The sequence below is a fragment of the Pseudogemmobacter humi genome, assembly GCF_900609055.1.
GTDB lineage: Bacteria > Pseudomonadota > Alphaproteobacteria > Rhodobacterales > Rhodobacteraceae > Pseudogemmobacter > Pseudogemmobacter humi.
Genome location: NZ_UXAW01000090.1, coordinates 49,741 through 73,473 on the forward strand (window position 1 = coordinate 49,741; position 23,733 = coordinate 73,473).

Here is a 23,733-nt window from a genome sequence, read left to right on the forward strand (position 1 = left end):
CAAGGCGCGGCGCAGATCTGCCCTTTAAACGGGCACCGCACAATATTTAAGCACTTATGCCCGTTTTCGCAGCGGATTGACAGCGCCCCGCCTTCCCGCCGCCCCGATTGTCAGCCGGGGCGCTCTGGCATAGAAAGCGCCGACCCGCTTTCCCGCCGCAAGGGCCGCCGTGCCGCAGATCCCGCCAGATGCCAGCACCATCCTCGTGGTGATCACCGCCGCCGGGCGCGGCACCCGCGCGGGCGACGGGCCGCCCAAGCAATGGCGCGACCTTGGCGGCAAGCCGGTGCTCGCCCATACGCTGGCGGCCTTCGCGGGCCTGCCGGTGGTGCTGACCATCCACCCCGAGGACCGCGCTCTGGCCGAGGCCATCGCCCCCGGCGTGCCGCTGGTCGAGGGCGGGCGGACGCGGGCGGAATCGATCCGCAACGCCTTGGAGGCCATGGCCGGGAAAGGCTTCACCCGGGTGCTGATCCATGACGGCGCGCGCCCGCTGACCAGCCCCGCACTGATCGCCCGGCTGATCGCCGCGCTCGATGAGGCCCCGGCGGCCGCCCCCGCGCTCGCGGTGACCGATGCGCTCTGGCGCGGGCGCGACGGGCGGGTCATGGGCCTTCAGCCGCGAGACGGGCTCTTTCGCGCCCAGACCCCGCAGGCGTTCCATTTCGACGCCATTCTCGCCGCGCATCGCGCCGACCGTCAGGGCACGGCGGCCGACGATGTGGAGCTCGCCCGCGCCGCCGGGCTTGACGTGCTGATCGTCGGCGGCGAGGAAGACAATCTGAAACTGACCTTCCCCGGCGATTTCGCCCGCGCCGAAGCCATTCTCGCGCGCAGAACAGGAGCCCCCGCCATGGATGTCCGCATGGGCAACGGCTACGATGTCCACGCCTTCACCGAAGGCGATCATGTCTGGCTCTGCGGCGTGAAGATCGCGCATGACCGCGGCCTTCTCGGCCATTCCGACGCCGATGTGGGCATGCACGCGCTGACCGATGCGATCTACGGCGCGCTGGCCATGGGCGATATCGGCCGGCATTTCCCGCCCTCGGACCCTCAGTGGAAGGGCGCCGCCAGCCATATTTTCCTGTCGCATGCGGTGAAATCCGCCGCCGGTCAGGGGTATCGGATCGGCAACTGCGACGTGACGCTGGTCTGCGAGCGCCCGAAGATCGGACCACATGCCGCAGCGATGCAAGAGGCGCTCGCGCGTATCATCGGCTGCGATCCCGCCCGCATCAGCGTCAAGGCCACCACCTCCGAGCGCCTCGGCTTCACCGGGCGCGAGGAAGGGATCGCCGCCCTCGCAACCGCAGTTCTGGTGAAAGAATGATAAATCTGACCGCAACCTTCTTCGGCATCGGCCATCTGCGCCCGGCATCCGGCACCTGGGCCTCGCTCGCCGCCGTGGTGCTGGCGGTTCTCGCCTTTCAGGCGGGGCTGGCGCTGGCGGTGCCGGTCGCCGCCGTCCTCGCCACGCTGGCGGGTTTCTGGGCGGTGCCGCTCTATCTGCGCGGACGCGACGACAGCGACCCCTCCGAAGTGGTGATCGACGAGGTGGCGGGCCAGTGGATCGCGATCAGCTTCACCGTGATTCCGCTCTGGCGCCACGGGGCGGAGCTCGGCTTCTTCTCGGGCGCCTGGCCGGGCTGGGTCGCGCCCTTCCTGCTGTTTCGCCTGTTCGACATCTGGAAACCTTGGATCATCGGCCGGGCCGACCGGCGCGGCGACGCGGCTGGCGTCATGCTCGACGACATCATCGCGGGTTTCTTCGCCGGCATTACCTCGGTCCTGCTTGCGGGCCTCTATCATGCGGTGCTGGAACCATGGCTCCTGACCTGACCCTCGCCACTGAGGTGCTCGACGCCGCGCGGCACGCAGCCGCGCGGATCGCCACCGCCGAAAGCTGCACCGGCGGCATGGTCGCGGCGGCGCTGACCGATGTGCCGGGCTCGTCGGACGTGGTGGACCGCGGCTTCGTCACCTATTCCAACGAGGCCAAACAGGAGATGCTCGGCGTCGCCAAAGCCACGCTCGACGCTTATGGCGCGGTCAGCGAACAGGTCGCGCGCGAGATGGCCGAGGGCGCGCTCGCGCATTCGCGCGCCACGCTGGCGGTCTCGGTCACCGGCATCGCCGGACCGGGAGGCAGCGGGTTCAAGCCCGAGGGCCGGGTCTGTTTCGGCCTCGCCCAGGCCGGCCGCCCCACCCGCACCGGGACCCTGGACTTCGGCGCCCCCGGCCGCGCCGAGGTGCGCCGCCAGAGCACGCTCCACGCGCTGCGCCTGCTTCTCGCCGCCCTGCAACCGCGGGCCCTGGCCTGACCCTGCCGTCTTCATCCTGACCCAAATACCCCCGCCGGAGGCAGGCGCGGGAACCGCGCCGCTCTTTCAGCGCGCGCCGTAAAGCTCGGCGGCCCGGCGCTCGAAGGCCCGCACGATCCGCTGCATCGCTTCGTTGAACACCAGCCCGATCACCCCTTGCAGGATCGCATTGCGGAACTCGAAATCCACGAAGAAATCCACCTCGCAGCCGCCCGCCTCCAGATCGCGGAACGCCCAGCCCGATCGCATATAGCGGAACGGCCCGTCGAGATATTCGGTCAGGATCCGGCTCTCGGCGGGCAAAAGCGTCACCCGGCTGCCGAACCGCTCGCGAAACACCTTGAACGAGATCACCAGATCCGCCTCGATCACCTCGCCGCCCTCGACCGGGCTGCGCGAGCGGATCCGCGCCGCGGCGTTCCACGGCAGGAATTTCGGATAGCTTTCCACATCGGCGACCAGCGCGAACATCTCGCCGGCGCTATAGGGCAGCTTTCGGGTTTCTTGATGCTTCGGCATTGTCAGGCTCGGTCGGACACCCGCCCCATGTCGCGCGGGTGCGCCGCGATTTCAAGCCCGAAGCGTCTCCCGCGCGCAGCCGCCGCAACCCCCGCCGCAGCCCTCACCGCCGCCTGCGCGATTTTCCTTTCCCCGCCGGGCCGGATCGGCGAAAAAGACTGTCTCAGCCCCGGAGCCGCCATGCCAGACCGCCCCTATGTGATCGATCAGATGATCAGCGCCAAGGCGATCGCCGCCCGGATCGAGGCGCTGGCGCGCGAGATCACCGAAGCCTTCCGCGGCACCGACAAGCTGGTGGTTGTCGGTCTGCTGCGCGGCTCTTTCGTCTTCATCGCCGATCTGGTGCGCGAGATCGACCTGCCGGTCGAGGTGGATTTCCTGGAGGCCTCGTCTTACGGCGACGGCACGCAATCCTCGCGCGAGGTGCGCATCCTCAAGGATCTGCGCGGCCAGATCCAGGGCCGCGACGTGCTGGTGGTCGAGGATATCGTCGATACCGGCTTCACCCTCACCCACGTCAAACACCTGCTTGAAAGCCGAGAGCCGCGCCGGCTGGAGATCTGCGCGCTGCTCGACAAACCCTCGCGCCGCGAGGTGCCGATCAGGGCGACCTGGACCGGCTTCGAGATTCCCGACGAATTCGTCGTCGGCTACGGCATCGACTTTGCGCAACGCAACCGCAACCTGCCCTATATCGGCAAGGTGCGGTTCCTGGACGGGTAGACGGCATGGATCCGATGCGCTGGCTGTTGCGCGCGAAACGCTGGGCGGCACATCCGCCGCCGATGCGCCGGGTGCTTCTGGTGCTGGGCGTGATCGCGGCCTGTCTGGCGCTCGCGGCGTTTGAGTGGATCTGGGGCTGGCCCGCCTGGCTGACCGTGAACCGCATGCGGCCCTGACAAACCCTGCCTTCGCGGGTACTCTGGCCGGGCCTGCAAGCGACACGCCAGCCGGAGGGAACCATGCGCCTTGTCCTCGCCGCTCTCGTCCTGATCGCCGCCGGGGCCGCGGCCTTCCTCTGGATCACCCGGCCGCGCCCGCTGGATGCCGCGGACCTCGCCGGGCTCGAAGGCGATGCGGCGCGCGGCGCGCAGGTCTTCCTCGCCACCGGCTGCGCATCCTGCCACAAGGCGCCGGGTGCCGCGCCCGAGGCGGAACTGGTGCTTTCGGGCGGCCAGGAATTCCCCTCGGATTTCGGCACATTCCTCGCGCCGAACATCAGCCAGCACCCTGAGCAGGGGATCGGCGCCTGGTCGCTGCACGATCTCGCGAATGCCATGATGCGCGGCGTCTCGCCCGCGGGCGAGCATTATTACCCCGCCCTGCCCTATGCCTCTTACGCGAAGATGCGGCTCCAGGACGTGGCCGATCTCTACGCCTATATGCGGACCCTGCCCGCCGATCCGACCCCGAGCCAGCCGCATCGCCTCGGCTTTCCGTTCAACCAGCGCCTTGCGCTTGGCGGCTGGAAGCTCCTGTTCCTGAACACCGACTGGGCGCTGGCGGGCGATCTGCCGGAGCCGGCGGCGCGCGGGCGCTATATCGTCGAGGCGATGGCGCATTGCGGCGAATGCCATACGCCACGCAACCTGCTCGGCGGGATGGACCGCGGGCGCTGGCTGACCGGGGCGCCGAACCCCTCGGGGCGCGGCCGGATCCCGGGCGTCACGCCCGGGGAACTCGGCTGGAGCGCGGATGAGATCGTCGAATATCTGACCTCGGGCTTCACCCCCGACTACGATTCGGCGGGCGGCCATATGGTCGCGGTGATCGAAAACCTCGCCCGCCTGCCGGTGGAAGACCGCGAGGCCGTCGCCGCCTATCTGCTGGCCCTGCCCTGAGCCTCAGCCGCCCAGCTTTTCCAGCCGCGCCGCGCGCAGCCGGGCGAAATCCGACCCGGCATGGTAGGAGGATCGCGTCAGCGGCGTCGCCGAAACCATCAGGAAGCCCTTGTTCCAGGCCGATTTCTCGTAACCCGCGAATTCCTCGGGCGTGATGAAGGCCGCCACGCGGTGATGCTTCGGCGTCGGTTGCAGATACTGGCCGATGGTCAGGAAGTCGATGTCGGCCGAGCGCATGTCGTCCATCACCTGATGCACCTGCTGGCGCTCTTCGCCCAGCCCCACCATGATCCCCGATTTGGTGAACATCGTGGGATCCAGTTCCTTCACCCGCTGCAACAGCCGCAGGCTGTGGAAATAGCGCGCGCCGGGGCGGACCTCATGGTAGAGGCCCGGCACCGTCTCAAGATTGTGGTTGAACACATCGGGCCGCGCCTCGACCACCTTTTCCAGCGCAGAAGGCGCGCATTTCAGGAAATCGGGCGTCAGCACCTCGATCGTGGTCGCGGGCGAGCGGTGGCGGATCGCGCGGATGGTCTGGGCGAAATGCTCGGCGCCGCCGTCCTCCAGATCGTCGCGGTCGACGGAGGTCACCACCACATGCGCAAGGCCCAGCTTCGAGACCGCATGGGCCACCCGCCCCGGCTCGAACGCATCGAGGTTTTGCGGCTTGCCGGTCGCCACGTTGCAGAAGGTGCAGCCGCGGGTGCAGATCTCGCCCATGATCATCATGGTGGCATGGCCCTGCGACCAGCATTCGCCGACATTGGGGCAGCCCGCTTCCTCGCAGACCGTCACCAGGCGGTTTTCCTTCATGATGTCGCGGGTCTTGCGGTAGCCGTCCGAGGTGGGTGCCTTGACCCGGATCCAGGACGGTTTCTTCGGCTGCGCCTGATCGGGGCGATGCGCCTTTTCCGGGTGTCGCTGATCGGGGATCTTCAGATCGCGCATGGGCGGGCCCTTGTGGTTTTTCCCCCTGACGCGGGGCACCCGCAAAACATAGGCCGATCCCGGCGCCAAGGCAACGGACAGAGCATCGCAGTCTTTCCCCGCGCCACCCCGGCGGGGCATTGCCTCCTGCATCGACCGCGCATCGGCGGAAACCGTTCCGGTCGCAGGCGCTGGCCGCGCAGAGTGAATCAAAGGGGCCGCAGATGCGGCCCCTTTTCCGTCAGCCGATCAGCGGGCCCGAGCGGCCATAGGTCTCGTCGTAGTGGCGGCGCAGGCGCAGCAGCGCGATCCGCAGCACGATCTTGCCCGAACGCGCGGCCCAGCCCATGCGGCGCTCGGCACTTTCGACACCTTCCAGAAAGCAGCAGACCCGCAGCGCGATATCGCCCAGGCCCGGCCCCAGATCGCGCAAAGCCGCCGCCACCCGGTCGCGCGCGCGGCCCGGCCCTTCGGCCAGCCCCGAATTCGCGCGAAAGCCGCCGCGGTCGCCGCCGGTCAGGAATTTCTCCCAGTTCTGCGCCACCCGAGGCCCCATCTGGGCCAGTTCGAAATCCTCGCGCAGCCGCTCGGCCGCCTCGACCAGATCGGCACTCAGGAAGAACTGGCCGTTCTTCTCGCGCCGCCGCCCCAGCACCGCGACCGGGCTTTCGGCCAGGTTGTAGCGGGTGCGGCGCGGCCCCTCTTCGTCCGCCACCTCGCGCTCGCCCCAGATCCGGTGCTGGTCGGCGAAGGGCTGGGCGGCCTCGGCCATGCCGCCGGCCGCGCGGCCGTCCTCGTCCATCATGCGCTTCAGCGCCGCGCGGCCGCCCTGGGTGATCTCATAGGTCGAGATCCGCCCGGTCTTGCGACATGAGATCCAGTCCTTGAGGCAGAAGGCCTGGGCGATCTCGCGATCCAGCACCGCGGTCTTCGCCGCGCGCCCGTCGGGGAATTCGCGCAGCACCACCGCCTTTTCCATATCGCTGGCGAAGGCGAGCACCGCGCCCGGCTCGGCCAGACGGCGCAGGATCCGCCGCCCCTCCTCGCGCAGCCGGGTCTCGTCGGGCAGGGACGGCGCCGCGGGCGCCTTCACGGGCCGGGGCACGGCCTGGAACGAAGGGGAACGGGGAGAGATATGAGCTGTCATTCCGGTGGGATCCTCTGAGCCGGCGGGAAATTCTGGCCGGCGCGCCGCATGACTGAGCCGGTCGAGCGCCGAATCCATCAGCGGATCGTCGCGGCGGCCCTCATAGCGGCGCACCTGGCGCAGCACGGTCGAGGCATGCAAACCCCGGTCCCGCGCCAGCGCCCTGAGCGATTTCCCCTCTTCGGTATGGCCGAGATACAGCCTGACCCGTTCGGGCAGCCAGTCCGGCAAAGCCAGGGCAGCGGGAGCCAGGACTGTGGGGGCCAGCGGGGCTGGTCTTGTCTCATATCTGACTGACTGGTCCATGTTTTCCATCAGAACATCCGGCCGAAGCGTCTGCACAACCTAAGGGGGATTTGGTTACTCAGATCTTAACTGTTTACGATCTGTGCATAATCGTAACCAAAACCTAAACAGTGGCGAAGCGTCCGAACGCCCGTGCAAAACGAAACGCAACGCAAGGTTGTGCCCCTCTAAGACTATGCGCCCCGACTGAATGAGGTTCGCATGTCCGACTTCCGCACCCTCCTGGCCGAGATGCGCCGCCCCGGTATCCTGATGCGCGCCGTGCGCTTCGGTCTTGCCGATTATCAGCGCCAGCACATGCTCAAACGGCTGGCGCCCGAAGAGACCCGGCCCGAACGCATCCTGCCGCGGCTGTTTGAAACCGAGGCGCGGCTTGAGGAAACCCGCCAGCGGGGGGATGCGAATTACTCGATCCGGGATCATATCGAGGTGCTGGTGACGCTGGTGGCCGAGACCCGGGCCTGGTATCGCCCGACCGCCGTCCAGGCCGGATAGCGGCCCCGCGGGGGCTCTTCCGCCCTTACGGGCGTCATCGCCGGCGAAGAGGTCTGTGAAGACCGATGAGCGGACCCCGCGCGAAGGAAAAAGCCCCGCTCTGTTGCCAGAGCGGGGCCGGTTGTTTCCGCTATGGAAACCTCAGATGAAAGCGTCGGGCATTTCCGCTTTGCGCTCTGCCACGAAAGCATCAAGCGCCTCGCGTTTCGCCTCGTCCAGCGCCGGGGGCACGTAATCGGCCAGCATCTTCTTCACCCGCACCGAGGCCAGCTGCGCGGTGTCGCGCCCGCCTTCCTCTTCCCAGGTCTCGAAGGGTTTGTAATCCAGCACTTCGGTGCGCCAGAACGCGGTCTTGAAATTGGCCTGGGTATGGGCACAGCCGAGGTAATGGCCACCCGGACCCACTTCGCGGATCGCGTCCATGGCCTGCGCGTTCTCATCGACCGCGACGCCCCGCGCCAGCCCGTGCAGCGTGCCGAGCTGGTCGGCATCCATCACGAATTTCTCGTAAGACGACACCAGACCGCCTTCCAGCCAGCCGCAGGCATGCAGCATGAAGTTCACCCCGGCGGTGAGCCCCATGTTCAGGCTGTTCGCGGTCTCATAGGCGGCCTGGGCATCGGGCAGTTTCGAGCCGCAGAACGAGCCCGCCGAGCGGTAGGGCAGCCCCAGACGGCGCACCAGTTGCCCGGCGCCCCAGGTGATATGGGCGGCCTCGGGCGTCCCGAAGGTGGGCGCCCCCGAGTTCATGTCGATCGAGGTCACGAAAGCCCCGGCGATCACCGGCGCACCGGCGCGCACCAGTTGGCTATAGGCCACCCCCGCCAGCACCTCGGCCAGCACCTGGGTCAGCGTGCCCGCCACCGTCACCGGCGCCATCGCGCCGCCGACGATGAAGGGCGAGATGATCGCCGCCTGGTTCGCCGCCGCATAGACCTCAAGCGCGCCCATCATGATGCCATCGAAGGTCAGCGGCGAGTTGATGTTGATCAGCGAGGTCATCACCGTGTTCTGATCGACGAAATCGTCGCCGAACAGGATCTTCGACATCGCAACCGAATCCGCCGCCCGCGACGGCTCGGTCACCGAGCCCATATAGGGCTTGTCCGAAAGCGTCATATGGGCCAGCAGCATGTCGAGATGGCGCTTGTTCACCGGCACGTCGGTCGGCTCGCAGACCGTCCCGCCGGAATGGTGCAGCCATTTCGACATATAGCCGAGCTTCACGAAATTGCGGAAATCCTCGATGGTGGCGTAACGCCGCCCGCCCTCGGCGTCGCGCACGAAGGGCGGGCCGTAGACCGGGGCCAGCACCAGATTGCGACCGCCGATTTCGACATTGCGCCCGGGGTTGCGGGCGTGCTGGGTAAAGCTCGCGGGCGCGGTGGAACAGAGCTTGCGCGCAAGGCCGCGCGGGATATGCACCCTTTCGCCCTTCACATCGGCACCCGCCGCGCGCCAGCGGTCCAGCGCGGCCGGGTTTTCCACGAAATTCACGCCGATCTCTTCCAGAACGGTCTCGGCGTTGTATTCGATGATCTGAAGCGCCTCTTCGTTCAGCACCTCGAAATTCGGAATGTTGCGGGTGATGAACTTCGCGGTCTCGAAGCTCACCGCGGTGCGTTCGGCCCTGCGAGCCGCGCCGCCGCCACGCGCCCGGCGGCCTTCGATCACTTCCGACATGTCATCCTCCTGAACGGCTTTCCGACCCTGAAATAAACCCCAGGGCAGAGGATCCGCCTGGTGTTTACGTCACTTTTACGCGGAAACCGACATTTGCCGCCGCCGGAACCGACACCGGCACGGCGGAATCGACGAAATCGCGGCCAGAACCGTCGGAAGAGTTGACAGATGAGAATGATTTGCATTTACATGTGATCGCGCAACAGCAGGAGATCGCGATGCCCCGCCCCCTTCTTCGTCTTTTAGGCACTGCCGCGCTTGCCGCGCTGATCGCCGCCCCGGCGCTGGCCCGGACCGGGGAGCGGATGAAGGTGGTCACCACTTTCACGGTGCTGGCCGATATGGCGCGCAATGTGGCCGGCGACGCGGCCGAGGTGGTCTCGATCACCAAACCCGGGGCCGAAATCCATGGCTACGAGCCCACCCCGCGCGATCTGGTCGGCGTCCAGGACGCGGATCTGATTCTCTGGAACGGGCTGAACCTGGAATTGTGGTTCGCGGGCTTTCTGGAAAACCTGGGCGATGTGCCCTCGGTCACCATCAGCGACGGGATCGTCCCGATCGCGATCTCTTCGGGCAGCTATGAGGGCAAGGCCAATCCCCATGCCTGGATGGGGCTCGACAACGCGTTGATCTATATCGACAATATCGCAGATGCCTTCGCGGAACACGACCCGGAGAACGCCGCAGCCTACAAGGCCAATGCCGAAAGCTACAAGGCCGAGCTGCGCGCCGCCATCGGGCCATTGCGCGAGCGCGTGCAGGCGATCCCCGAGGACCGGCGCTGGCTGGTGACCTGCGAGGGCGCTTTCAGCTATCTGGCCCGCGATTTCGGCATGCACGAGCTTTATCTCTGGCCGATGAACGCCGATCAGATGGGCACGCCGCAGCAGGTGCGCGCGGTGATCGACGGCGTGCGCGGGCAGGAGATCCCGGTGGTGTTCTGCGAAAGCACCGTCAACACCGCCCCCGCCAAACAGGTCGCCCGCGAGACCGGCGCCCGCTACGGCGGCGAATTGTATGTCGACAGCCTGTCCGAACCCGACGGCCCGGTGCCGACCTATCTCGATCTGCTGAAAGTCACGGCGGAAACCATCGCCGCCGGGCTTGAGGGCGAGGGTAACTGAGAACGCGTCTCAAAAGCACTTCTCTGCCGCGCATCGCCGTGGCAGAGTTCGCCTGAACCGGCAAAAGCCAGGAGCATCATGTCAGATCCGCAGCACAATCCGGGGCAGGACGCAGGCGAGGATCCCGGCGGCGGCATCTTCGCCCGCGACGTGACCGTCACTTACCGCAACGGCCTGACCGCCCTGCGCCAGGCCAGTTTCCAGATCCCGAAGGGCACCGTCACCGCGCTGGTCGGGGTGAACGGCGCCGGAAAATCCACCCTGTTCAAGGCGATCATGGGCTTCGTGCCGCTCGCGCGCGGCGAGATCCGGCTTCTGGGCCTGCCGGTGAAAGAGGCGCTGAAGCAGAACCTCGTCGCCTATGTGCCCCAGGCCGAGGAGGTGGACTGGTCTTTCCCCGTCCTCGTCGAGGATGTGGTGATGATGGGGCGCTACGGCCATATGGGCTTTCTGCGCCGCCCGCGCGCCGAAGACCGCGCCGCGGTCGAGGCCGCGCTTTCGCGGGTGAACATGCTTGAATACCGCCACCGCCAGATCGGCGAGCTTTCGGGCGGCCAGAAGAAGCGCGTCTTCCTCGCCCGCGCGCTGGCCCAGGACGGGCGGGTGATCCTGCTGGACGAGCCCTTCACCGGCGTCGATGTCAGGACCGAGGAGCAGATCATCCGGCTGCTCGGCGAGTTGCGCGACGAGGGCCGGGTGATGCTGGTCTCGACCCACAACCTCGGCTCGGTGCCCGAGTTCTGCGACCGGGTGGTGCTGGTGCGCGGCACGGTGCTGGCCCATGGCCCGACCGCCGCCACCTTCACCCATGACAATCTGGAGAAGGCCTTCGGCGGCGTCTTGCGCCGCTTCACACTGGGCGGCGACGTGCTGCATGACGACGACGACCCGCGCCGGATCTCGATCCTGACCGATGACGAGCGCCCCCTGGTGCAATACGGCGAGCGCACCCGCACCCGCGAGGACGGCGAATGACGCTGCTGGAGCCTTTCGCCTATGGCTATATGACCAATGCGATGTGGGTCTCGGCGCTGGTCGGCGGGGTCTGCGGGTTTCTTTCGGCTTACCTGATGCTGAAAGGCTGGTCGCTGATCGGCGATGCGCTTTCGCATTCGGTGGTGCCGGGCGTCGCGGGTGCGTATCTCCTGGGCCTGCCGTTCGCGCTTGGCGCCTTTCTGTCGGGCGGGCTGGCGGCGGCGGCGATGCTGTTCCTGTCCGACCGCTCGGGCCTCAAACCCGATGTGGTGATCGGGCTGATCTTCACCTCGTTCTTCGGGCTGGGGCTGTTCATGGTCTCGCTCAATCCGATGGCGATCTCGGTCCAGACCATCACCATGGGCAATATCCTCGCCATCACGCCCGAGGACACGCTGCAACTGGCGATCATCGGTTTCGTCTCGCTGGCGGTGCTGCTGGCGAAATGGAAGGATCTGATGGTGGTGTTCTTCGACGAGAGCCATGCGCGCTCCATCGGTCTGCGACCGGGGCTGCTGAAAGCGGTGTTCTTCGTCCTGCTCTCGGCCTGCGTGGTGGCGGCGATGCAGACGGTGGGGGCGTTTCTGGTGATCGCGCTGGTCGTCACCCCCGGCGCCACCGCTTACCTGCTCTGCGACCGCTTTCCGCGGCTGATCGCGCTCTCGGTCGCCATCGGCGCGGGGACGAGCTTCCTTGGCGCCTATATCAGCTATTTCCTCGACGGAGCGACCGGCGGGATCATCGTCTGCCTGCAAACGCTGATCTTCCTCGTGGTCTTCGTGCTGGCGCCGAAACACGGGCTGCTGGCGGCGCGCAGGCGCGCGGCCGAGGCGCTGGCAGAGGACGCGCCATGATCGAGACCCTGCTGACCCCGTTCCAGTTTCCGTTCATGCGCGACGCCTTCCTGATCGCGGCTCTGGTCGCGCCGCCCTGCGCGCTTCTGTCGTGCTTTCTGGTGCTGAAGGGCCAGGCGCTGATGGGCGATGCGGTCAGCCATGCGGTGCTGCCGGGCATCGTTCTGGCCTATGTCGGGGGCTTTCCGCTGATCCTCGGCGCCTTCGGCGCGGGGATGTTCACCGCCATCGCCACCGGCTGGCTGGCCCAGAACAGCCGGGTGAAACAGGATACGGTGATGGGCGTGGTGTTCTCCGGCATGTTCGGGCTGGGGATCGTGCTCTACACCTCGATCGAGAGCGACGCCCATCTCGACCATATCCTGTTTGGCAACATGCTGCGGATCTCGGGCGCGGATCTGTGGAACGCCGGGCTGATCTCGGCCTTCGTCAGCGCGGCGCTGATCCTGAAATGGAAGGATCTGATGCTGCATGCCTTCGATCCGGCCCAGGCGAAAGCCTCGGGGCTGCGGGTCGGGCTGCTGCATTACGGGCTGCTGACGCTTTTGTCGCTGACCATCGTCGCCACGCTGTCGGCGACCGGGCTGATCCTTGCCGTGGGGCTGCTGATCGCCCCCGGAGCCATCGCCTTCCTCATGGTGCGCCGGTTCGGGGCGATGCTGGTGGTCGCGACCCTCGCCTGTCTGAGCGCGATGATCCTCGGCGTCTGGCTCAGCTTCTGGCTGGATTCCTCGCCCGCGGCGACGATCATCCTCGTGCTGACGGCGATGTTCCTGATCGCCTTCCTGCGCCGCAGCCTTCAGATCCGGGCACAGAGCCGTCGGGAAGACCGGTCCGGGGCCGCTGCGCCGCGCTGACGCGCGCCGGCGGCCCCGGACGGAGGCCGGGGGGCAAAGCCCCCCGGACCCCCACCGGCCGCTTACTGCATCCCGAGCGCGGACATATAGACTTCGAGGATCGCATCCTCTTCCTGGCGCTCCTGCGCGTCTTTCTTGCGCAGCGAGACGATCTTGCGGATCGCCTTGGTGTCGAACCCGCGGCCCTTGATCTCGGCGTAGATCTCTTTGATCTGATCGCCGATATCCTTCTTCTCGGCCTCGAATTGCTCGATCCGCTCGATGAACTGACGCAGTTCATCGGCGGTGACGTTGAAGGCATCATTCATCTTCTGCTCTCCGGTTTGCCTCGGGGGCCAGATAACGCGGCCCGGCCCCGGCTTTCAAGACGGAGTTGCGGGGCCGGGCTTGCAAGCGCAATCGCCACGGGTTAGCCAGCGGGCAAAGCAAAAGGGGGCCGCGCCATGGAAATCCTGATCTGGACCGGAGCCCTGATCTCGCTTCTCGGCCTCGGGGGGCTGGTGTGGTGCGTGCTGCGCGGGCTGAAGATCCGCCGCTCGGGCGCCGATGAGGCGAGGATGCGCAGCGAACTCCAGCGCCTTTTCGCGGTGAATTTCGCGGCCCTCGGCGTCTCGGCGCTCGGGCTGGCGCTGGTGGTGGCGGGGATCGCTCTCGGCTGACGCCCGCTTCCGGGCGCCTTTGTCAGGCCACCGCGCCGCGGCCTTTCGAGACCAGCTCGTCCAGCACCGGATGCGGCGTCCAGACATCGCCCTCGGACTGCCAGCGCCGCAGATCGGCGCGCAGCACCATAGGCCCGCGCCTTGCGGCCTGATACATCGGCCCGCCGCGCCAGCGCGGGAAACCATGGCCCTGGATCAGGATATGGTCGATATCCGAGGGCCGCAGCGCCACCCCCGCCGCGAGCAGCCGGTAACCCTCGTTCGCCATGGCCGCGAGCCAGCGGTGCCGAACCTCGTCTCCGGTCATCGCCCGCATCGTGCCGCTGACGCCCGTATCGGTCAGTTCCGGCGGGACTTCGCCGAAATCCTCAAGCGCCCTCGCGATCAGCCGCACCGGCACCCCGCTTTGCGCCATCAGCGCCAGCGCCCGCCGCCCGGCCGCCGTCACCGCCCGGCCGATCCCGACCGGACCGCCGGTCAGCACCGGCGGCAGGCCCAGATGCCGCAGAAGCCGGATCGCGGTGGCGACCTGCCCCGGCGCGGCGGCCAGAACCGGCCCCAGTTCCGCGATCCGCCCCGAGGGCGCCAGCAGCAGCCCCGGCCCCGGGCCACCGCCGTAGAAAAGCTGCACGATCCCGGGCCGGTCGACCAGCCCCGCCGGAACGGGCCCGGCGTGAAGGATCAGCCCCGCCTCGCCAAGCGCTTCCGGCCCCGCGTCGCTTTCGAGCCGCAACAGATCGGCGTCATATTGTTCGCGGCTCAGCCGGCCCTCGCGCAGACCGGCCTCCATCCGCGCGGTCACCGCCTTCACCTGGGCGGCATGGGCTTGCGGATCGGGCCCGGCGGACCAGATCACCCGCAGCCCGCGCTCCACCGCCATCAGCGCCAGCGCGGCCTGCTGCGGGATGGATCCGTTCAGCCCCAGCACCGTAACCAGTTCCGCATCGGCGCGCAAAATGTCTTCGGGCGGAACCGAGGCCCGGCGCTCGGCCCGTGCGGCGGCGATCAGGCCCTGGCTTTCCTCGCCTGCCGCCAGATCCTCGTAAGCCACCGCTTCAAGCGCATAGCCGTTCGCGGGCGGCAGGCAGAGCGCGGCCTCGACGCAATCGACGATCCGGGCGGGCGCGGGTAAGGGGTTGCGGGCCTCGCGCGCGCGGGCCCGGGCGATGGCGGCGGTATAGGCCGCCACATCGGACAGCCCTTCGTTGCGGGCGCTGACCGGGCGCGGCCCCGTCATCGACAGGGCCAGATCAATGGCAGCCGCGACGACATCCTCGTCAGCAAGGTGATCGGCCAGCCCGATCGCCAGCGCCTCATCCGCGCCGACCGGATGGACGCGCAACAGCATCTCAAGCGCCTCCTGCGCGCCGACGAGCCGCGGCAGCCGCTGGCTGGCCCCCGCCTCGGGCGGCAGGCCCAGACCGGCGCCGGGAAAGATGAACCGTGCCCAGGGCCCGGCCACCCGGGCATGGGCCGCCAGCGCCAGTTCCGCCCCCGGCCCGACCGCGCGGCCCGCGACCGCGGCCACCACCGGCCCGGAATGGTTTTCGATCAGAAGGCAAAGTTCGGCCAGCGAGGGGCGACCGTCGGCGATGCCGTCGCCCTGATCGATCAGCGTCGCGGCCGAGAACATCCGCCCGGCCCCGGCGATCACGACGGGGCGCCCGGGCGCCGCATCCGCGATGGCCCCGGCAAGCGCCGCCCGCACCGCGGGGCCGAGCGCATTGAGCGGCGGGTTGTCGATCACGAGGAGAAGCACCGCGCCCTCCGGCCCCGCCGCCTCCACCCTGATCCCCGAAGCCGCCCCGATCACCTGCACCATCACCCTGCCCCAACCCGTCCGGCCATTTCCTGGCCGAGTTAACAGGAGAAAACCTCCCTCTGACAAGCCATTCGCCGGAAAAGCCGGAAACAACGGGCATGGGAAGCGACGGCCCGAACGGCTTATCGGCCCTTACGGGCCTCTTCGCCTGCGATGACGCCTGTAAGGGCGGAAGAGCGCACGGACGAGCCGTCCCCGCCGCGGATTGCCTCCCGCCTCCCGTAGCAGACATCCCCGCCACCGGGGCACCTTTTCCATTTGTCCAGGCCGCGGCGGTGCCAGCGAACGCGCAGCGACGAAGTTTCACCCGCTCCGCATCCCTGCGAGGCCACGGCGACCGTCTTCGCTCAAAGCTCAGACCTGGCCAGCCGCCTGCTGTCGCCGCGTGCTCATACGGGCATATTGTCGAAACCGGCCTCGACCTCGGCCTCGTGCAACCGGCGCCGTTCGGCCTCTTCCGCGGCACTTTCCGGGCCGGTTTCCGAAACCGGCAACAGCGCCGCCAGCGCCCGCATCTCGGCCAGCAGAACCGACAGCGCCGCCTTCTGCCCGGTTGCCGCCAGTTCCATCGCTTCCTGTGCCAGTCGTGCCATTTCCCTGAGTTCCTGCTGTGGTGCCATGGTTCTCCCCCTCTCTGTTTCTGCCGCCCTCCTGCGGTATTTCTTGCATGAAACCCTGTGGCGGTGATTGACCCAGGTCAAGCGCCGCAGACTTTCCCCCCGGGGCTTTGCGGGGTCTTTTCCCGCCGCTGCCCAAAGGGTAATCTCGCCCGCGAACCAGTCAGGATGAAGCGATGAATATCCGTCCGCTCAGCGAAACCTATGCCGTCTCGCCGCAGATCTCGCCCGGGGATCTGCCCGCGATCCGCGATGCCGGTTACACGACGGTGATCGACAATCGCCCCGATGGCGAGATTCCCTCCGAGGTGCAGACCGAAGCGATGCGCGCCGCGGCCCTCGCGCTCGGGCTGGAATTCGTGACGAATCCGGTGGTGGGCGGCCAGCTCACGATGGCGAATGTCGAGGCCCAGGGCCGGGCCATCGCCGCCGCGCGCGGCCCGGTGCTGGCCTATTGCGCCAGCGGCAACCGCTCGTCCATCGTCTGGGCCCTGAGCCAGGCGGGCACGCTGCCGGCGGCAGAGCTGATCGCCCGTGCGGCGCGGCACGGCTACCAGATCGGCCATCTGGAGCCGCAGATCGAAGCCCTCGCCGCGCAGAAATCCGTCGGCTGAGCCTGCGCCCGGCTGTTCTACTGCCCGGCGAATCTCAGGGACATGCCCTGCCGCCCAGTGCTCTGTCCGCCCCCGACACGTCTTTCCCGCTCATGGCCAATGAGCGGGGGCGAGACGCTGCCGCCAAACGCGGGCGGAACCGGCACCGGCTTTCGCCAACCTTCCATAGGGGCTTTGCCCGGGCGGCATGATCTCACGCCATCCGTTTTCGCAGTCCGCCGAAACCAGGCGCCGTTTCGGATCCCGGCGCCGGAAAACCGGGCGCCGCCCGGCTTTCGCCTCCGGCCCGGGCTCTTACACTTACCGCCGGACGGATGAAGACCTTGCAGACCGCCCGGTGCCGGGAAAGATCGCTGCCGGGGCTTTCGCAAGAGCCGGATCTTTTTTCTGCGCTGCCTTTCAGCGCGGAAACGAGGGCAGGTGAATTTCCCTACGAGCAGATGCGTTGCGGCGAAAACCTGACTTACCCGCCGCACAAACGCGGCGCCACTCGTCGCGGGAATTTCATACCCCGCTATCGGGGCCGGTCCCTGCCGGTGACGCAGTTTGGCGTCGCCTGGCCGCGCCAACCGGCCAGAGCCTGCGCGAAACCCGGCTGAGCCGCCAGCCCCGGGGCAACGGCATTCTCTTATGCGATGCCTTTCCTCCCATCCCGGCCTGACGTGAGGTCAGCGGGAAATGGCCGGAAAGGCCCCGGGTTCTCACGCTGCTTCGCCCCTTCTATGCGGTTCTCCTTCTGTCGCGCGGAACCCGCCCGCATGGTTCAGGCTCAGCCGGTCGCCCCGAGGAGGGGTTGCTCCAGGCCTCCCCCCTCTTCGAGGCCAGGCGCGGGAGGCGACGATACCACCGCATGGGAGGCAAATTTCGTCACCGGCGTGGGGGTGGCCGCCGCGTCCCCGGGCGGCAGCTCCGTCAGCCGCAATGCGCGGTAGCCGCGTTGCTGGCCGAGCCGCGCCAGCGCGAGCGGCAGCCCGTCGACGCCTTCCAGCGTGATCCGGTCCAGCGCCGCCCCCGCCAGGGTCAGGACCTGGCCCTCGGCCAGATCCAGCACCTCGTGCAGGCTGAGCCGGTGCTGCGCGAGCACCGCGCGCAACACGCATTGCGCCGGGCCGACCACCGGCGCCAGCGACGGGTTCTGACCCTCGCCCGCGGGCTCCTGCGCCTTCAGGCTGTCGGCGCGGCGGGTGAAAGTGCTTTCCGGCAGCGCCAGCACCACCTCGCCCGAGCGCGCGCCATCGGCCAGCGAGAGCTGCGCCAGGCTCACCCGCCAGGGCTGATCCTCCAGCAACAGCCCGAGCGAGCGCGCGTCTTCCAGGAACGAGGCATAGCGGAAGCCCGCGACCGGCGCGGTCTCATCCCGGCCGCGCAGCAGCAGATCGAAATGGCCGAGCGCGCGGTCGATCACCACCGAGACCATCGCCGCATCGGTGCGGGTCGGGCGGCGGGCGGCGGGCGCGGCCGCACCCACGCGGCCGATGGTCTGCATCTCGATCAGCGCCGACATCACCCCGGGCGAAAGCGCGATCATCCCCATCGCCCCCGCAGGCCCGTCGAGCAAGGCGATCAGCGCGCGGTCGGGCAGCAATTCCGGCAGTTCGGCCAGATCGCGCCGGGACGATGCAAGCGAGGTGATCTCGCTGGCCAGCCCCGCCCCTTCGCGGGTGGCGCGCGCCAGCGCGAGGCGCCAGGCATGATCCTCGCCCCCGGGAACGGCTGCCGTATCCTCGGGGGTGATCCGCCGGAGCTTGCGGCGAAGGGTTTCATTCATGGCGTTTCGTTCATGGGCCGCGTCCCACCTGCTGATAATTCCGGTCCCGCGCCGTCCTGATGCGATCCTGGCAGCAGAAGGTTAGCGCCCGGTTAAGCGCCGCCGCCTTCTCCGATCCGCAACGGCAGCGCCACGCGGAAGGCGGCACCCCCCTGGCCGGGCAGATAGTCGATGGTGCCGCCCAGATTGGTGACGATCTCGCGGCAGATCGCAAGACCGAGGCCGGCGCCGCTGGCGCGCGCCTCGCCGGGCAGGCGCCAGAATTTCTCGAACACCACCGGCTGCGAGGCCTTGGGAATCCCCTTGCCGTTGTCGGCCACGTCGATCCTGACCCGGCCGCCGCGCACCCGCACCGCGATGCGGATCGCCGGATGGCTGGAATCGCAGTATTTCCGCGCATTGGCGATCAGGTTGATGAAGACCTGGGTCAGCCGGTCGGCATCGGTGCGCATCCAGATCGTCTCGGCGGTGGTGTCGCGGATGAAGGCGATGTCGCGCCCGGGCTTGATCTTCTCGGTGGCGAGGATGGCGCGCTCGATCATGTCGCGCACGCTGACGAGGCTGACCGAAAGCTGCACCTTGCCGCTTTCCAGCACCGAAAGGTCGAGCAGGTCGTCGAGCAGCCGGGTCAGCCGCACCGCCTCGTCGCGGATGATGCCGCCCGAGCGCGCCACCGTCGCGGGCGGCAGATCGCCCTCGGCGAGGATCTCGGAAAACGCCCGGATCGAGGTCATCGGGGTGCGCAACTCATGGCTGACCTGGCTGAGGAAGGCGTCCTTCTGCACCGAGAGCGTGGTCAGCTTGTCGTTCGCCTCGCGCAGAGCGGTGGCGGTGCGGGCCAGTTCCTCGCGCTGTTCCTCAAGCTGGGCGGAATGTTCCATCAGCTGGGCGCTTTCCCTTGCCACCACCATCAGATCCTCGACCGTCACCGTATCGCGGCCCACCAGTTTCGAGATCATCGCATGGGCGGTGGCCGCGCCGATGGAGCCCGCCAGCTTCTCCTCAAGGCTGGCGAGGAAGGCGGGCGTCGGATCGGGCAGCATCGATTCGCTCTTGCCCTGGGCGCGGGCGGCAGTCTCGAACAGGATCTGCGCATCCTCCTCGCCCATGATGCGCTGCGTCATCACCAGAAGCGCCTCGGGTTCCGCCGCGCCCTGCGCCCAGCGTTGCGGGCCGACCGGCCCCTCGAAGACATTCACGAAGGCCGCGCTTTGCAGCCGCTCGACCGGGCCGGGGAAGGACAGGATCGAGCCGATGCAGAACACCGCGCTGTTCAGAAGCAACGACCAGAACAGGGCATGGACCAGCGGGTCGCTCATGTCGGTGCCGAACAATGCCTCGGGGCGCAGCCAGGAGATCCCCCATGGCCCTTGCTCCATCACATGGGCCGGGATGAAGGCCCCCGCGCCGAAGGACGGCAGGAACAGGCAATAGGCCCAGGCGGCAAAGCCGGTGATCAGGCCGAGAAGCGCGCCGGTGCGGGTGGCGCCGCGCCAGAAGATGCCGCCCATCATCGCCGGCAGGAATTGCGCGACGCCGACGAAAGAGATCAGCCCGATGGCCGCCAGCGCCCCCGAGCCGCCCGAGACCCGGTAATAGCCATAGCCGAGCGCCAGCACGATGCCGATGGACAGCCGCCGCGCGTTCAGGACCAGCGAGCGCACGTCCTCCGAGATCGCGCCCGAGCGGCGCAGCCTGAGCCAGGTCGGGATCACGATATGGTTCGACACCATCGTGGCCAGCGCAATCGCCTCGACGATCACCATCGAGGTGGCCGAGGAAAACCCGCCGAGGAAGGCGAGCATGGCAAGCCCGCCCTGCCCCTCGGCCAGGGGCAGGGTCAGGACGAACATGTCGGGGTTGGCGCCCTCGGGCAGCCGCTCGATCCCCAGAACCGCAATCGGCACGATGAAGAGGCTCATCGCCATCAGATAGGCCGGGAACGCCCAGGAGGCGCGGGCAAGCTGGCCGTCGTCGGAATTCTCGACCACGATGACCTGGAACATCCTCGGCAGGCAGATCACCGCGACACCGGCAAGGAAGATCAGCGCGGTCCAGCGCCCGGGCTGAAGCTGCCAGTCGTGCAGGCTGGAGGCGTCGATCCTGGCGATGATGCCGGAAACCCCGCCCGAAAGCCCCCAGATCACGAAGACGCCAACGGCGATCAGCGCGACCAGCTTGACCACCGCCTCGACCGCGATGGCGGTGACGATGCCGGTATGCTGTTCCTTGGCGTCGAGGTTGCGGGTGCCGAAGAGGATGGTGAACAGGGCCAGCCCCGCCGCCACCCAGATCGCGATCTGGCCGCCCGCCGGCCGGGCCTCGGCCGCGGGGGCGGCGCGGGCGAACACGTCGAAGGCCAGCACCACCGATTGCAGTTGCAGCGCGATATAGGGGGTGACGGCGACGATGGCCATCAGGGTGACGATCACGCCCAGCGAATTCGACTTGCCGAAACGCGACGAGATCAGATCGGCGATGGAGGTCACCCGCTGCTGGCGGCCGATATGCACCAGTTTGCGCAGGATCCACCACCAGCCGATGAACACCAGCGTGGGCCCGAGGTAGATCGTCAGGAACTCCAGCCCCGAGCGCGCCGCATAGCCGACCGCGCCGTAGAAGGTCCAGGCGGTGCAATAGATCGACAGCGAGAGCGTATAGATCAGCGGCGAGCGCAGCCAGCCCGGCCGCCCCGCCCCCGAGCGGCGCTCGACCAGGAAGGCCACCGCGAACAGAAAGATCACATAGGCGAGGCAGGAGGCGACGAGCAGGTTGAAGGACATCGGCCGCTCAGTCCTCGTCCTCGTCGCCCTTGCCGCCCGCGGGCCCCTCGCCCGGCCACTTGTCCTCGGGGCGGGCAAGGCCCGGAGCGAAGACCGCCGCGGTCAGGATCAGCCCCGCCCAGGTCAGAAAGAACCAGATCACATCGCCCGAAAGCCGCCGGTTGCCGTCGCCCGCGGGCGTCCACAGCATCGGCAGGATCATCAGCAGAACCCCTGCCACCGGCAGGATCCGCGCGGCATCGCGCAGACGGCGGCGGCGATAGGGGCTGGGGGCCAGGAACAGCGGCGCGCGGCGAAGCGGTTTCATCTCTGCCCCGCCGCCGCATCGGTGCCGCCGCCGGTCAGCGCCCGCACCTCGGCGAGGATCCCCGCGTTCGAGAAGGGTTTGGTCATGAACCGGCTGGCCCCCGCGCGTTCGGCCGCCTCGCGGTCGCGCGGCAGGCCCTTGGCGGTCAGCATCAGCACCGGCACCGCCGCGGTAAGCGGATCGGCGCGCAGCGCGATCAGGATCTCCAGCCCCGACATGCCGGGCAGCATATGGTCGAGGATCACCAGCGCCGGGTCGAGCCTGCGCGCCGCCTCGGGTGCGGCGGCGCCATCGGCGATATGGGTCACCTCCCAGCCATCGCGCGACAGGATGAAGACGATGGCCTCGGCAATGTTCGGCTCATCCTCGATCAGCAGCACACGGCGGCTTTGTCCGGTTCCCATCGGTCGCTGTCCCTCCCCCCGGTCCGGGGGTCTGCGCCGCCCGGACCGGCAGTATCCTATGATTTTGACGGCGCTGTCAAAAGGTCAGACGGCGGCGGTGCCGAGGATCGAGGGCTCACGCCGCGCCGGGCATGGTGCGCGCGGGCAGATCCGGCAGGTGGGGCCGAGCGCGATGGCCGCTCCGGCGTCGCGCGGATCGGCGGGCAGGATCAGCATGGCGGCGGTGCGCAGTTCCGGCCCGTCGAAACCGTAGGGCTGGCGCGTCTCGCAAAAGCCGAGGCAGATGAACCGCCGGGCCCCGGGCGCCGGAGTGGCGACCAGCGCGCGCACCGGCTGGCCGGGCCGGGCGAGCGCCGCGAACAGCGGCCAGAGCGGACAGGCCGCCCCGAAGCGCGGCAAAGAGAATCCATCGGCGGGCTTGCGAAACAACAGCGTGCCCGAAGCGTCACACAGCACCAGCCCGGCGGCCGAGTCGGGCAGAAAGGCGATCCGCCGCATCGCCGCCAGCACGTCGCTGCCGAACCGCGCCGCCAGCAGCGCCGGATCCGGCCCGCTCTCGTCCAGCGCCGCCTCGAAGGCGCCGGGCGGCATGGCGGCGCGGTCGCGCCCGGCCTGATCAAGCCAGGCCCGCGCCAGATCGCGCGCGGCGGGAGAGGCCGGCCAGGGCGCATCGTCCCCGCCGGGCTCCGCCGACCAGCCGCGCGCCGCCGCCCAGGTCTCGAATTCGTCCTGGGGCGCGGCGGCGACGGTCTCGGTCTCGACCTCGGAATGATCGAGCCAGGAGATCAGCGTCTCGGCGCCCTGCACCAGCCGCGCGCTGTCGTGATGCAGGTTCAGGTGGAAGCGGCGCTGCCAGTCCGGCGTCAGATCCTCGGTCTCAACCAGGATCTCGGCCGTCGCGCGCACCGCAGACAGCGCCGAGAGCAGCTCATGCAGCGCCGAGGACAGATGCGGGTCGTGGCCCAGCCGGTCGTTCAGCGCCGCCACCGCCTGGCGCAGCACCGCGTTATTGGTCTGCAACTGCGCGATCAGCCGCGCCCAGCCGGGAAAGCGCCCGGCCAGATCCTCGGCACGCTCGGCCTCGGCCCCGGCTTCGGGCAGGGTGGCGGCGGCCGCGCGCAGATCGGCCACCAGCGCCGCGGGCTCGCTGTCGCCGAATTCCTTCGCCGAAAGCCCGAGCGCCGCGGCAAGCCGCTCCAGCACCTCGGGGGTGACATTGCGGCGGTTGTGCTCGATCAGGTTCAGATACGAGGGCGAGATCGCCGCCCCCGCCGCCAGATCCGCCTGCCGGATCCCCGCCGCCAGCCGCCGCTCGCGCAGCCTCGTGCCGATGAGAGCCGATGGCGTCATTCCTTCCCCCGGAACAGGCCGCCCGCCGCGGCCCGCCCGAGTTTACCTCTCGGCGTAAACTTTACAACAGCTGCAAAGCCACCGAGGGGGCCCGGGCCGCCGGATCGGGCAGAGGCCGGCCCGCAATGGCAACAAACGCGCGCTCGATCCCCATAGCGGATAGCAGGGAACATTCCCCTGCGGATCGAAACCAACCATCTCATTTTCCGTGCCGTCAACCGGAACGGTGCTCACTCCGGTCGCGCGCGCCTTGCCGGATTTACCCGTCTTGCGAGGGATCGCTTGCGGAAACGGGGCGGCAGGCTAAATCCCCTGCTTCATACCCTTTCATCCTGACCCAAATACCCCGGG

General features: G+C 68.4%; 25 protein-coding genes. 13 read left to right on the forward strand and 12 right to left on the reverse strand.

Annotated features, from left to right (window positions below; translation table 11 throughout):
* Positions 1 to 169: 169 nt before the first annotated feature.
* The 3 genes from XINFAN_RS16435 to XINFAN_RS16445 are packed head-to-tail and all read left to right on the forward strand — an operon-like array spanning position 170 to position 2,324.
* Complete coding sequence (locus XINFAN_RS16435) at positions 170 to 1,333, forward strand: bifunctional 2-C-methyl-D-erythritol 4-phosphate cytidylyltransferase/2-C-methyl-D-erythritol 2,4-cyclodiphosphate synthase (protein WP_233352266.1); 1,164 nt, start codon at positions 170 to 172, stop codon at positions 1,331 to 1,333.
* The gene (locus tag XINFAN_RS16440) at positions 1,330 to 1,842 is read left to right on the forward strand and encodes a phosphatidylglycerophosphatase A family protein (RefSeq protein WP_124087952.1); all 513 of its coding nucleotides are present in this window, start codon (positions 1,330 to 1,332) and stop codon (positions 1,840 to 1,842) included. Before XINFAN_RS16435 ends, XINFAN_RS16440 begins: the two co-directional genes overlap by 4 nt.
* Complete coding sequence (locus XINFAN_RS16445; protein WP_124087953.1) at positions 1,827 to 2,324, forward strand: CinA family protein; 498 nt, start codon at positions 1,827 to 1,829, stop codon at positions 2,322 to 2,324. The genes XINFAN_RS16440 and XINFAN_RS16445 overlap by 16 nt, the downstream gene beginning before the upstream one ends.
* Positions 2,325 to 2,390: 66 nt before the next feature.
* Here the strand turns inward: XINFAN_RS16445 and XINFAN_RS16450 are convergent, their stop codons facing one another.
* On the reverse strand, positions 2,391 to 2,843 hold the full coding sequence (locus XINFAN_RS16450; RefSeq protein ID WP_124087954.1) for a type II toxin-antitoxin system RatA family toxin: 453 nt from the start codon (positions 2,841 to 2,843) through the stop codon (positions 2,391 to 2,393).
* Between the two features lie 180 nt (positions 2,844 to 3,023).
* Here XINFAN_RS16450 and hpt point away from each other — a divergent pair, with 180 nt between their 5' ends.
* The 3 genes from hpt to XINFAN_RS16460 all read left to right on the forward strand — a co-directional run bounded on the left by hpt (position 3,024) and on the right by XINFAN_RS16460 (position 4,684).
* Positions 3,024 to 3,566: a hypoxanthine phosphoribosyltransferase gene (hpt, locus tag XINFAN_RS16455; protein ID WP_124087955.1), complete on the forward strand. Its 543-nt coding sequence runs from the start codon at positions 3,024 to 3,026 to the stop codon at positions 3,564 to 3,566.
* A 5-nt stretch (positions 3,567 to 3,571) separates the two neighbouring features.
* The gene (locus XINFAN_RS22010; RefSeq protein ID WP_199286448.1) at positions 3,572 to 3,742 is read left to right on the forward strand and encodes a hypothetical protein; all 171 of its coding nucleotides are present in this window, start codon (positions 3,572 to 3,574) and stop codon (positions 3,740 to 3,742) included.
* Positions 3,743 to 3,805: 63 nt separating this feature from the next.
* Entirely contained in the window at positions 3,806 to 4,684 is an 879-nt protein-coding gene (locus XINFAN_RS16460) for a cytochrome c (protein WP_124087956.1), read from the forward strand.
* Between the two features lie 3 nt (positions 4,685 to 4,687).
* Here XINFAN_RS16460 and lipA read toward each other — a convergent pair whose 3' ends face one another.
* On the reverse strand, positions 4,688 to 5,635 hold the full coding sequence (gene lipA, locus XINFAN_RS16465; protein WP_124087957.1) for a lipoyl synthase: 948 nt from the start codon (positions 5,633 to 5,635) through the stop codon (positions 4,688 to 4,690).
* Between the two features lie 220 nt (positions 5,636 to 5,855).
* Positions 5,856 to 6,992, reverse strand: coding sequence for a DUF6456 domain-containing protein (locus XINFAN_RS16470; RefSeq protein ID WP_435530877.1), 1,137 nt, complete (start codon positions 6,990 to 6,992; stop codon positions 5,856 to 5,858).
* Positions 6,993 to 7,268: 276 nt separating this feature from the next.
* On the opposite strand from XINFAN_RS16470, the gene XINFAN_RS16475 reads away from it, so the two are divergent.
* Positions 7,269 to 7,562 carry a DUF6477 family protein gene (locus XINFAN_RS16475; RefSeq protein ID WP_124087958.1) on the forward strand — a complete coding sequence of 98 codons (294 nt, stop codon included), beginning with the start codon at positions 7,269 to 7,271 and terminating at the stop codon, positions 7,560 to 7,562.
* A 141-nt stretch (positions 7,563 to 7,703) separates the two neighbouring features.
* Here the strand turns inward: XINFAN_RS16475 and XINFAN_RS16480 are convergent, their stop codons facing one another.
* Positions 7,704 to 9,245 (reverse strand): trimethylamine methyltransferase family protein, encoded by a 1,542-nt coding sequence (locus XINFAN_RS16480; RefSeq protein ID WP_124087959.1) that lies wholly within the window; start codon positions 9,243 to 9,245, stop codon positions 7,704 to 7,706.
* A 218-nt stretch (positions 9,246 to 9,463) separates the two neighbouring features.
* On the opposite strand from XINFAN_RS16480, the gene XINFAN_RS16485 reads away from it, so the two are divergent.
* From XINFAN_RS16485 to XINFAN_RS16500, 4 genes are all read left to right on the forward strand, one after another.
* Positions 9,464 to 10,372 (forward strand): metal ABC transporter substrate-binding protein, encoded by a 909-nt coding sequence (locus XINFAN_RS16485; RefSeq protein WP_124087960.1) that lies wholly within the window; start codon positions 9,464 to 9,466, stop codon positions 10,370 to 10,372.
* Between the two features lie 78 nt (positions 10,373 to 10,450).
* Complete coding sequence (locus XINFAN_RS16490; RefSeq protein ID WP_124087961.1) at positions 10,451 to 11,347, forward strand: manganese/iron ABC transporter ATP-binding protein; 897 nt, start codon at positions 10,451 to 10,453, stop codon at positions 11,345 to 11,347.
* On the forward strand, positions 11,344 to 12,201 hold the full coding sequence (locus XINFAN_RS16495; RefSeq protein ID WP_124087962.1) for a metal ABC transporter permease: 858 nt from the start codon (positions 11,344 to 11,346) through the stop codon (positions 12,199 to 12,201). Before XINFAN_RS16490 ends, XINFAN_RS16495 begins: the two co-directional genes overlap by 4 nt.
* Positions 12,198 to 13,058, forward strand: a complete 861-nt coding sequence (locus tag XINFAN_RS16500; RefSeq protein WP_124087963.1) for a metal ABC transporter permease — start codon at positions 12,198 to 12,200, stop codon at positions 13,056 to 13,058. Before XINFAN_RS16495 ends, XINFAN_RS16500 begins: the two co-directional genes overlap by 4 nt.
* A 62-nt stretch (positions 13,059 to 13,120) precedes the next feature.
* On the opposite strand, the gene XINFAN_RS16505 is transcribed toward XINFAN_RS16500, so the two are convergent.
* Positions 13,121 to 13,366 (reverse strand): DUF2312 domain-containing protein, encoded by a 246-nt coding sequence (locus XINFAN_RS16505; protein WP_124087964.1) that lies wholly within the window; start codon positions 13,364 to 13,366, stop codon positions 13,121 to 13,123.
* 135 nt (positions 13,367 to 13,501) lie between these two features.
* Between XINFAN_RS16505 and XINFAN_RS16510 the strand changes: the two genes are divergently transcribed.
* Positions 13,502 to 13,717 carry a hypothetical protein gene (locus XINFAN_RS16510; protein WP_124087965.1) on the forward strand — a complete coding sequence of 72 codons (216 nt, stop codon included), beginning with the start codon at positions 13,502 to 13,504 and terminating at the stop codon, positions 13,715 to 13,717.
* A gap of 22 nt (positions 13,718 to 13,739) precedes the next feature.
* Here the strand turns inward: XINFAN_RS16510 and XINFAN_RS16515 are convergent, their stop codons facing one another.
* Together XINFAN_RS16515 and XINFAN_RS16520 are read right to left on the reverse strand one after the other, a co-directional pair.
* Positions 13,740 to 15,539 (reverse strand): enoyl-CoA hydratase-related protein, encoded by a 1,800-nt coding sequence (locus XINFAN_RS16515; protein WP_124087966.1) that lies wholly within the window; start codon positions 15,537 to 15,539, stop codon positions 13,740 to 13,742.
* A gap of 389 nt (positions 15,540 to 15,928) precedes the next feature.
* Positions 15,929 to 16,132 carry a hypothetical protein gene (locus tag XINFAN_RS16520; RefSeq protein WP_124087967.1) on the reverse strand — a complete coding sequence of 68 codons (204 nt, stop codon included), beginning with the start codon at positions 16,130 to 16,132 and terminating at the stop codon, positions 15,929 to 15,931.
* A gap of 200 nt (positions 16,133 to 16,332) precedes the next feature.
* On the opposite strand from XINFAN_RS16520, the gene XINFAN_RS16525 reads away from it, so the two are divergent.
* A complete protein-coding gene (locus XINFAN_RS16525; RefSeq protein ID WP_124087968.1) occupies positions 16,333 to 16,770 on the forward strand; it encodes a protein tyrosine phosphatase family protein in 438 nt (145 codons plus the stop codon).
* A gap of 769 nt (positions 16,771 to 17,539) precedes the next feature.
* Here XINFAN_RS16525 and XINFAN_RS16530 read toward each other — a convergent pair.
* The 5 genes from XINFAN_RS16530 to XINFAN_RS16550 all read right to left on the reverse strand — a co-directional run bounded on the left by XINFAN_RS16530 (position 17,540) and on the right by XINFAN_RS16550 (position 23,382).
* Complete coding sequence (locus XINFAN_RS16530) at positions 17,540 to 18,538, reverse strand: FliM/FliN family flagellar motor C-terminal domain-containing protein (RefSeq protein ID WP_124087969.1); 999 nt, start codon at positions 18,536 to 18,538, stop codon at positions 17,540 to 17,542.
* Between the two features lie 92 nt (positions 18,539 to 18,630).
* A complete protein-coding gene (locus XINFAN_RS16535) occupies positions 18,631 to 21,321 on the reverse strand; it encodes an ATP-binding protein (protein ID WP_124087970.1) in 2,691 nt (896 codons plus the stop codon).
* Between the two features lie 7 nt (positions 21,322 to 21,328).
* Positions 21,329 to 21,628 carry a hypothetical protein gene (locus XINFAN_RS16540; protein WP_124087971.1) on the reverse strand — a complete coding sequence of 100 codons (300 nt, stop codon included), beginning with the start codon at positions 21,626 to 21,628 and terminating at the stop codon, positions 21,329 to 21,331.
* A complete protein-coding gene (locus XINFAN_RS16545; RefSeq protein ID WP_124087972.1) occupies positions 21,625 to 22,032 on the reverse strand; it encodes a response regulator transcription factor in 408 nt (135 codons plus the stop codon). Before XINFAN_RS16545 ends, XINFAN_RS16540 begins: the two co-directional genes overlap by 4 nt.
* A gap of 84 nt (positions 22,033 to 22,116) precedes the next feature.
* Positions 22,117 to 23,382 (reverse strand): helix-turn-helix transcriptional regulator, encoded by a 1,266-nt coding sequence (locus tag XINFAN_RS16550; RefSeq protein ID WP_124087973.1) that lies wholly within the window; start codon positions 23,380 to 23,382, stop codon positions 22,117 to 22,119.
* Positions 23,383 to 23,733 lie beyond the last annotated feature (351 nt).

Excerpts from the sequence above, each read along its gene's own strand:
- XINFAN_RS16440 (WP_124087952.1), top strand. The coding sequence starts at position 1,330 with ATGATAAATCTGACCGCAACCTTCTTCGGCATCGGCCATCTGCGCCCG.
- XINFAN_RS16445 (WP_124087953.1), top strand. The coding sequence starts at position 1,827 with ATGGCTCCTGACCTGACCCTCGCCACTGAGGTGCTCGACGCCGCGCGG.
- XINFAN_RS16450 (WP_124087954.1), bottom strand. The coding sequence starts at position 2,843 with ATGCCGAAGCATCAAGAAACCCGAAAGCTGCCCTATAGCGCCGGCGAG.
- hpt (WP_124087955.1), top strand. The coding sequence starts at position 3,024 with ATGCCAGACCGCCCCTATGTGATCGATCAGATGATCAGCGCCAAGGCG.
- XINFAN_RS22010 (WP_199286448.1), top strand. The coding sequence starts at position 3,572 with ATGGATCCGATGCGCTGGCTGTTGCGCGCGAAACGCTGGGCGGCACAT.
- XINFAN_RS16460 (WP_124087956.1), top strand. The coding sequence starts at position 3,806 with ATGCGCCTTGTCCTCGCCGCTCTCGTCCTGATCGCCGCCGGGGCCGCG.
- lipA (WP_124087957.1), bottom strand. The coding sequence starts at position 5,635 with ATGCGCGATCTGAAGATCCCCGATCAGCGACACCCGGAAAAGGCGCAT.
- XINFAN_RS16475 (WP_124087958.1), top strand. The coding sequence starts at position 7,269 with ATGTCCGACTTCCGCACCCTCCTGGCCGAGATGCGCCGCCCCGGTATC.
- XINFAN_RS16480 (WP_124087959.1), bottom strand. The coding sequence starts at position 9,245 with ATGTCGGAAGTGATCGAAGGCCGCCGGGCGCGTGGCGGCGGCGCGGCT.
- XINFAN_RS16485 (WP_124087960.1), top strand. The coding sequence starts at position 9,464 with ATGCCCCGCCCCCTTCTTCGTCTTTTAGGCACTGCCGCGCTTGCCGCG.
- XINFAN_RS16490 (WP_124087961.1), top strand. The coding sequence starts at position 10,451 with ATGTCAGATCCGCAGCACAATCCGGGGCAGGACGCAGGCGAGGATCCC.
- XINFAN_RS16495 (WP_124087962.1), top strand. The coding sequence starts at position 11,344 with ATGACGCTGCTGGAGCCTTTCGCCTATGGCTATATGACCAATGCGATG.
- XINFAN_RS16500 (WP_124087963.1), top strand. The coding sequence starts at position 12,198 with ATGATCGAGACCCTGCTGACCCCGTTCCAGTTTCCGTTCATGCGCGAC.
- XINFAN_RS16505 (WP_124087964.1), bottom strand. The coding sequence starts at position 13,366 with ATGAATGATGCCTTCAACGTCACCGCCGATGAACTGCGTCAGTTCATC.
- XINFAN_RS16510 (WP_124087965.1), top strand. The coding sequence starts at position 13,502 with ATGGAAATCCTGATCTGGACCGGAGCCCTGATCTCGCTTCTCGGCCTC.
- XINFAN_RS16515 (WP_124087966.1), bottom strand. The coding sequence starts at position 15,539 with ATGGTGCAGGTGATCGGGGCGGCTTCGGGGATCAGGGTGGAGGCGGCG.
- XINFAN_RS16520 (WP_124087967.1), bottom strand. The coding sequence starts at position 16,132 with ATGGCACGACTGGCACAGGAAGCGATGGAACTGGCGGCAACCGGGCAG.
- XINFAN_RS16525 (WP_124087968.1), top strand. The coding sequence starts at position 16,333 with ATGAATATCCGTCCGCTCAGCGAAACCTATGCCGTCTCGCCGCAGATC.
- XINFAN_RS16530 (WP_124087969.1), bottom strand. The coding sequence starts at position 18,538 with ATGAATGAAACCCTTCGCCGCAAGCTCCGGCGGATCACCCCCGAGGAT.
- XINFAN_RS16535 (WP_124087970.1), bottom strand. The coding sequence starts at position 21,321 with ATGTCCTTCAACCTGCTCGTCGCCTCCTGCCTCGCCTATGTGATCTTT.
- XINFAN_RS16540 (WP_124087971.1), bottom strand. The coding sequence starts at position 21,628 with ATGAAACCGCTTCGCCGCGCGCCGCTGTTCCTGGCCCCCAGCCCCTAT.
- XINFAN_RS16545 (WP_124087972.1), bottom strand. The coding sequence starts at position 22,032 with ATGGGAACCGGACAAAGCCGCCGTGTGCTGCTGATCGAGGATGAGCCG.
- XINFAN_RS16550 (WP_124087973.1), bottom strand. The coding sequence starts at position 23,382 with ATGACGCCATCGGCTCTCATCGGCACGAGGCTGCGCGAGCGGCGGCTG.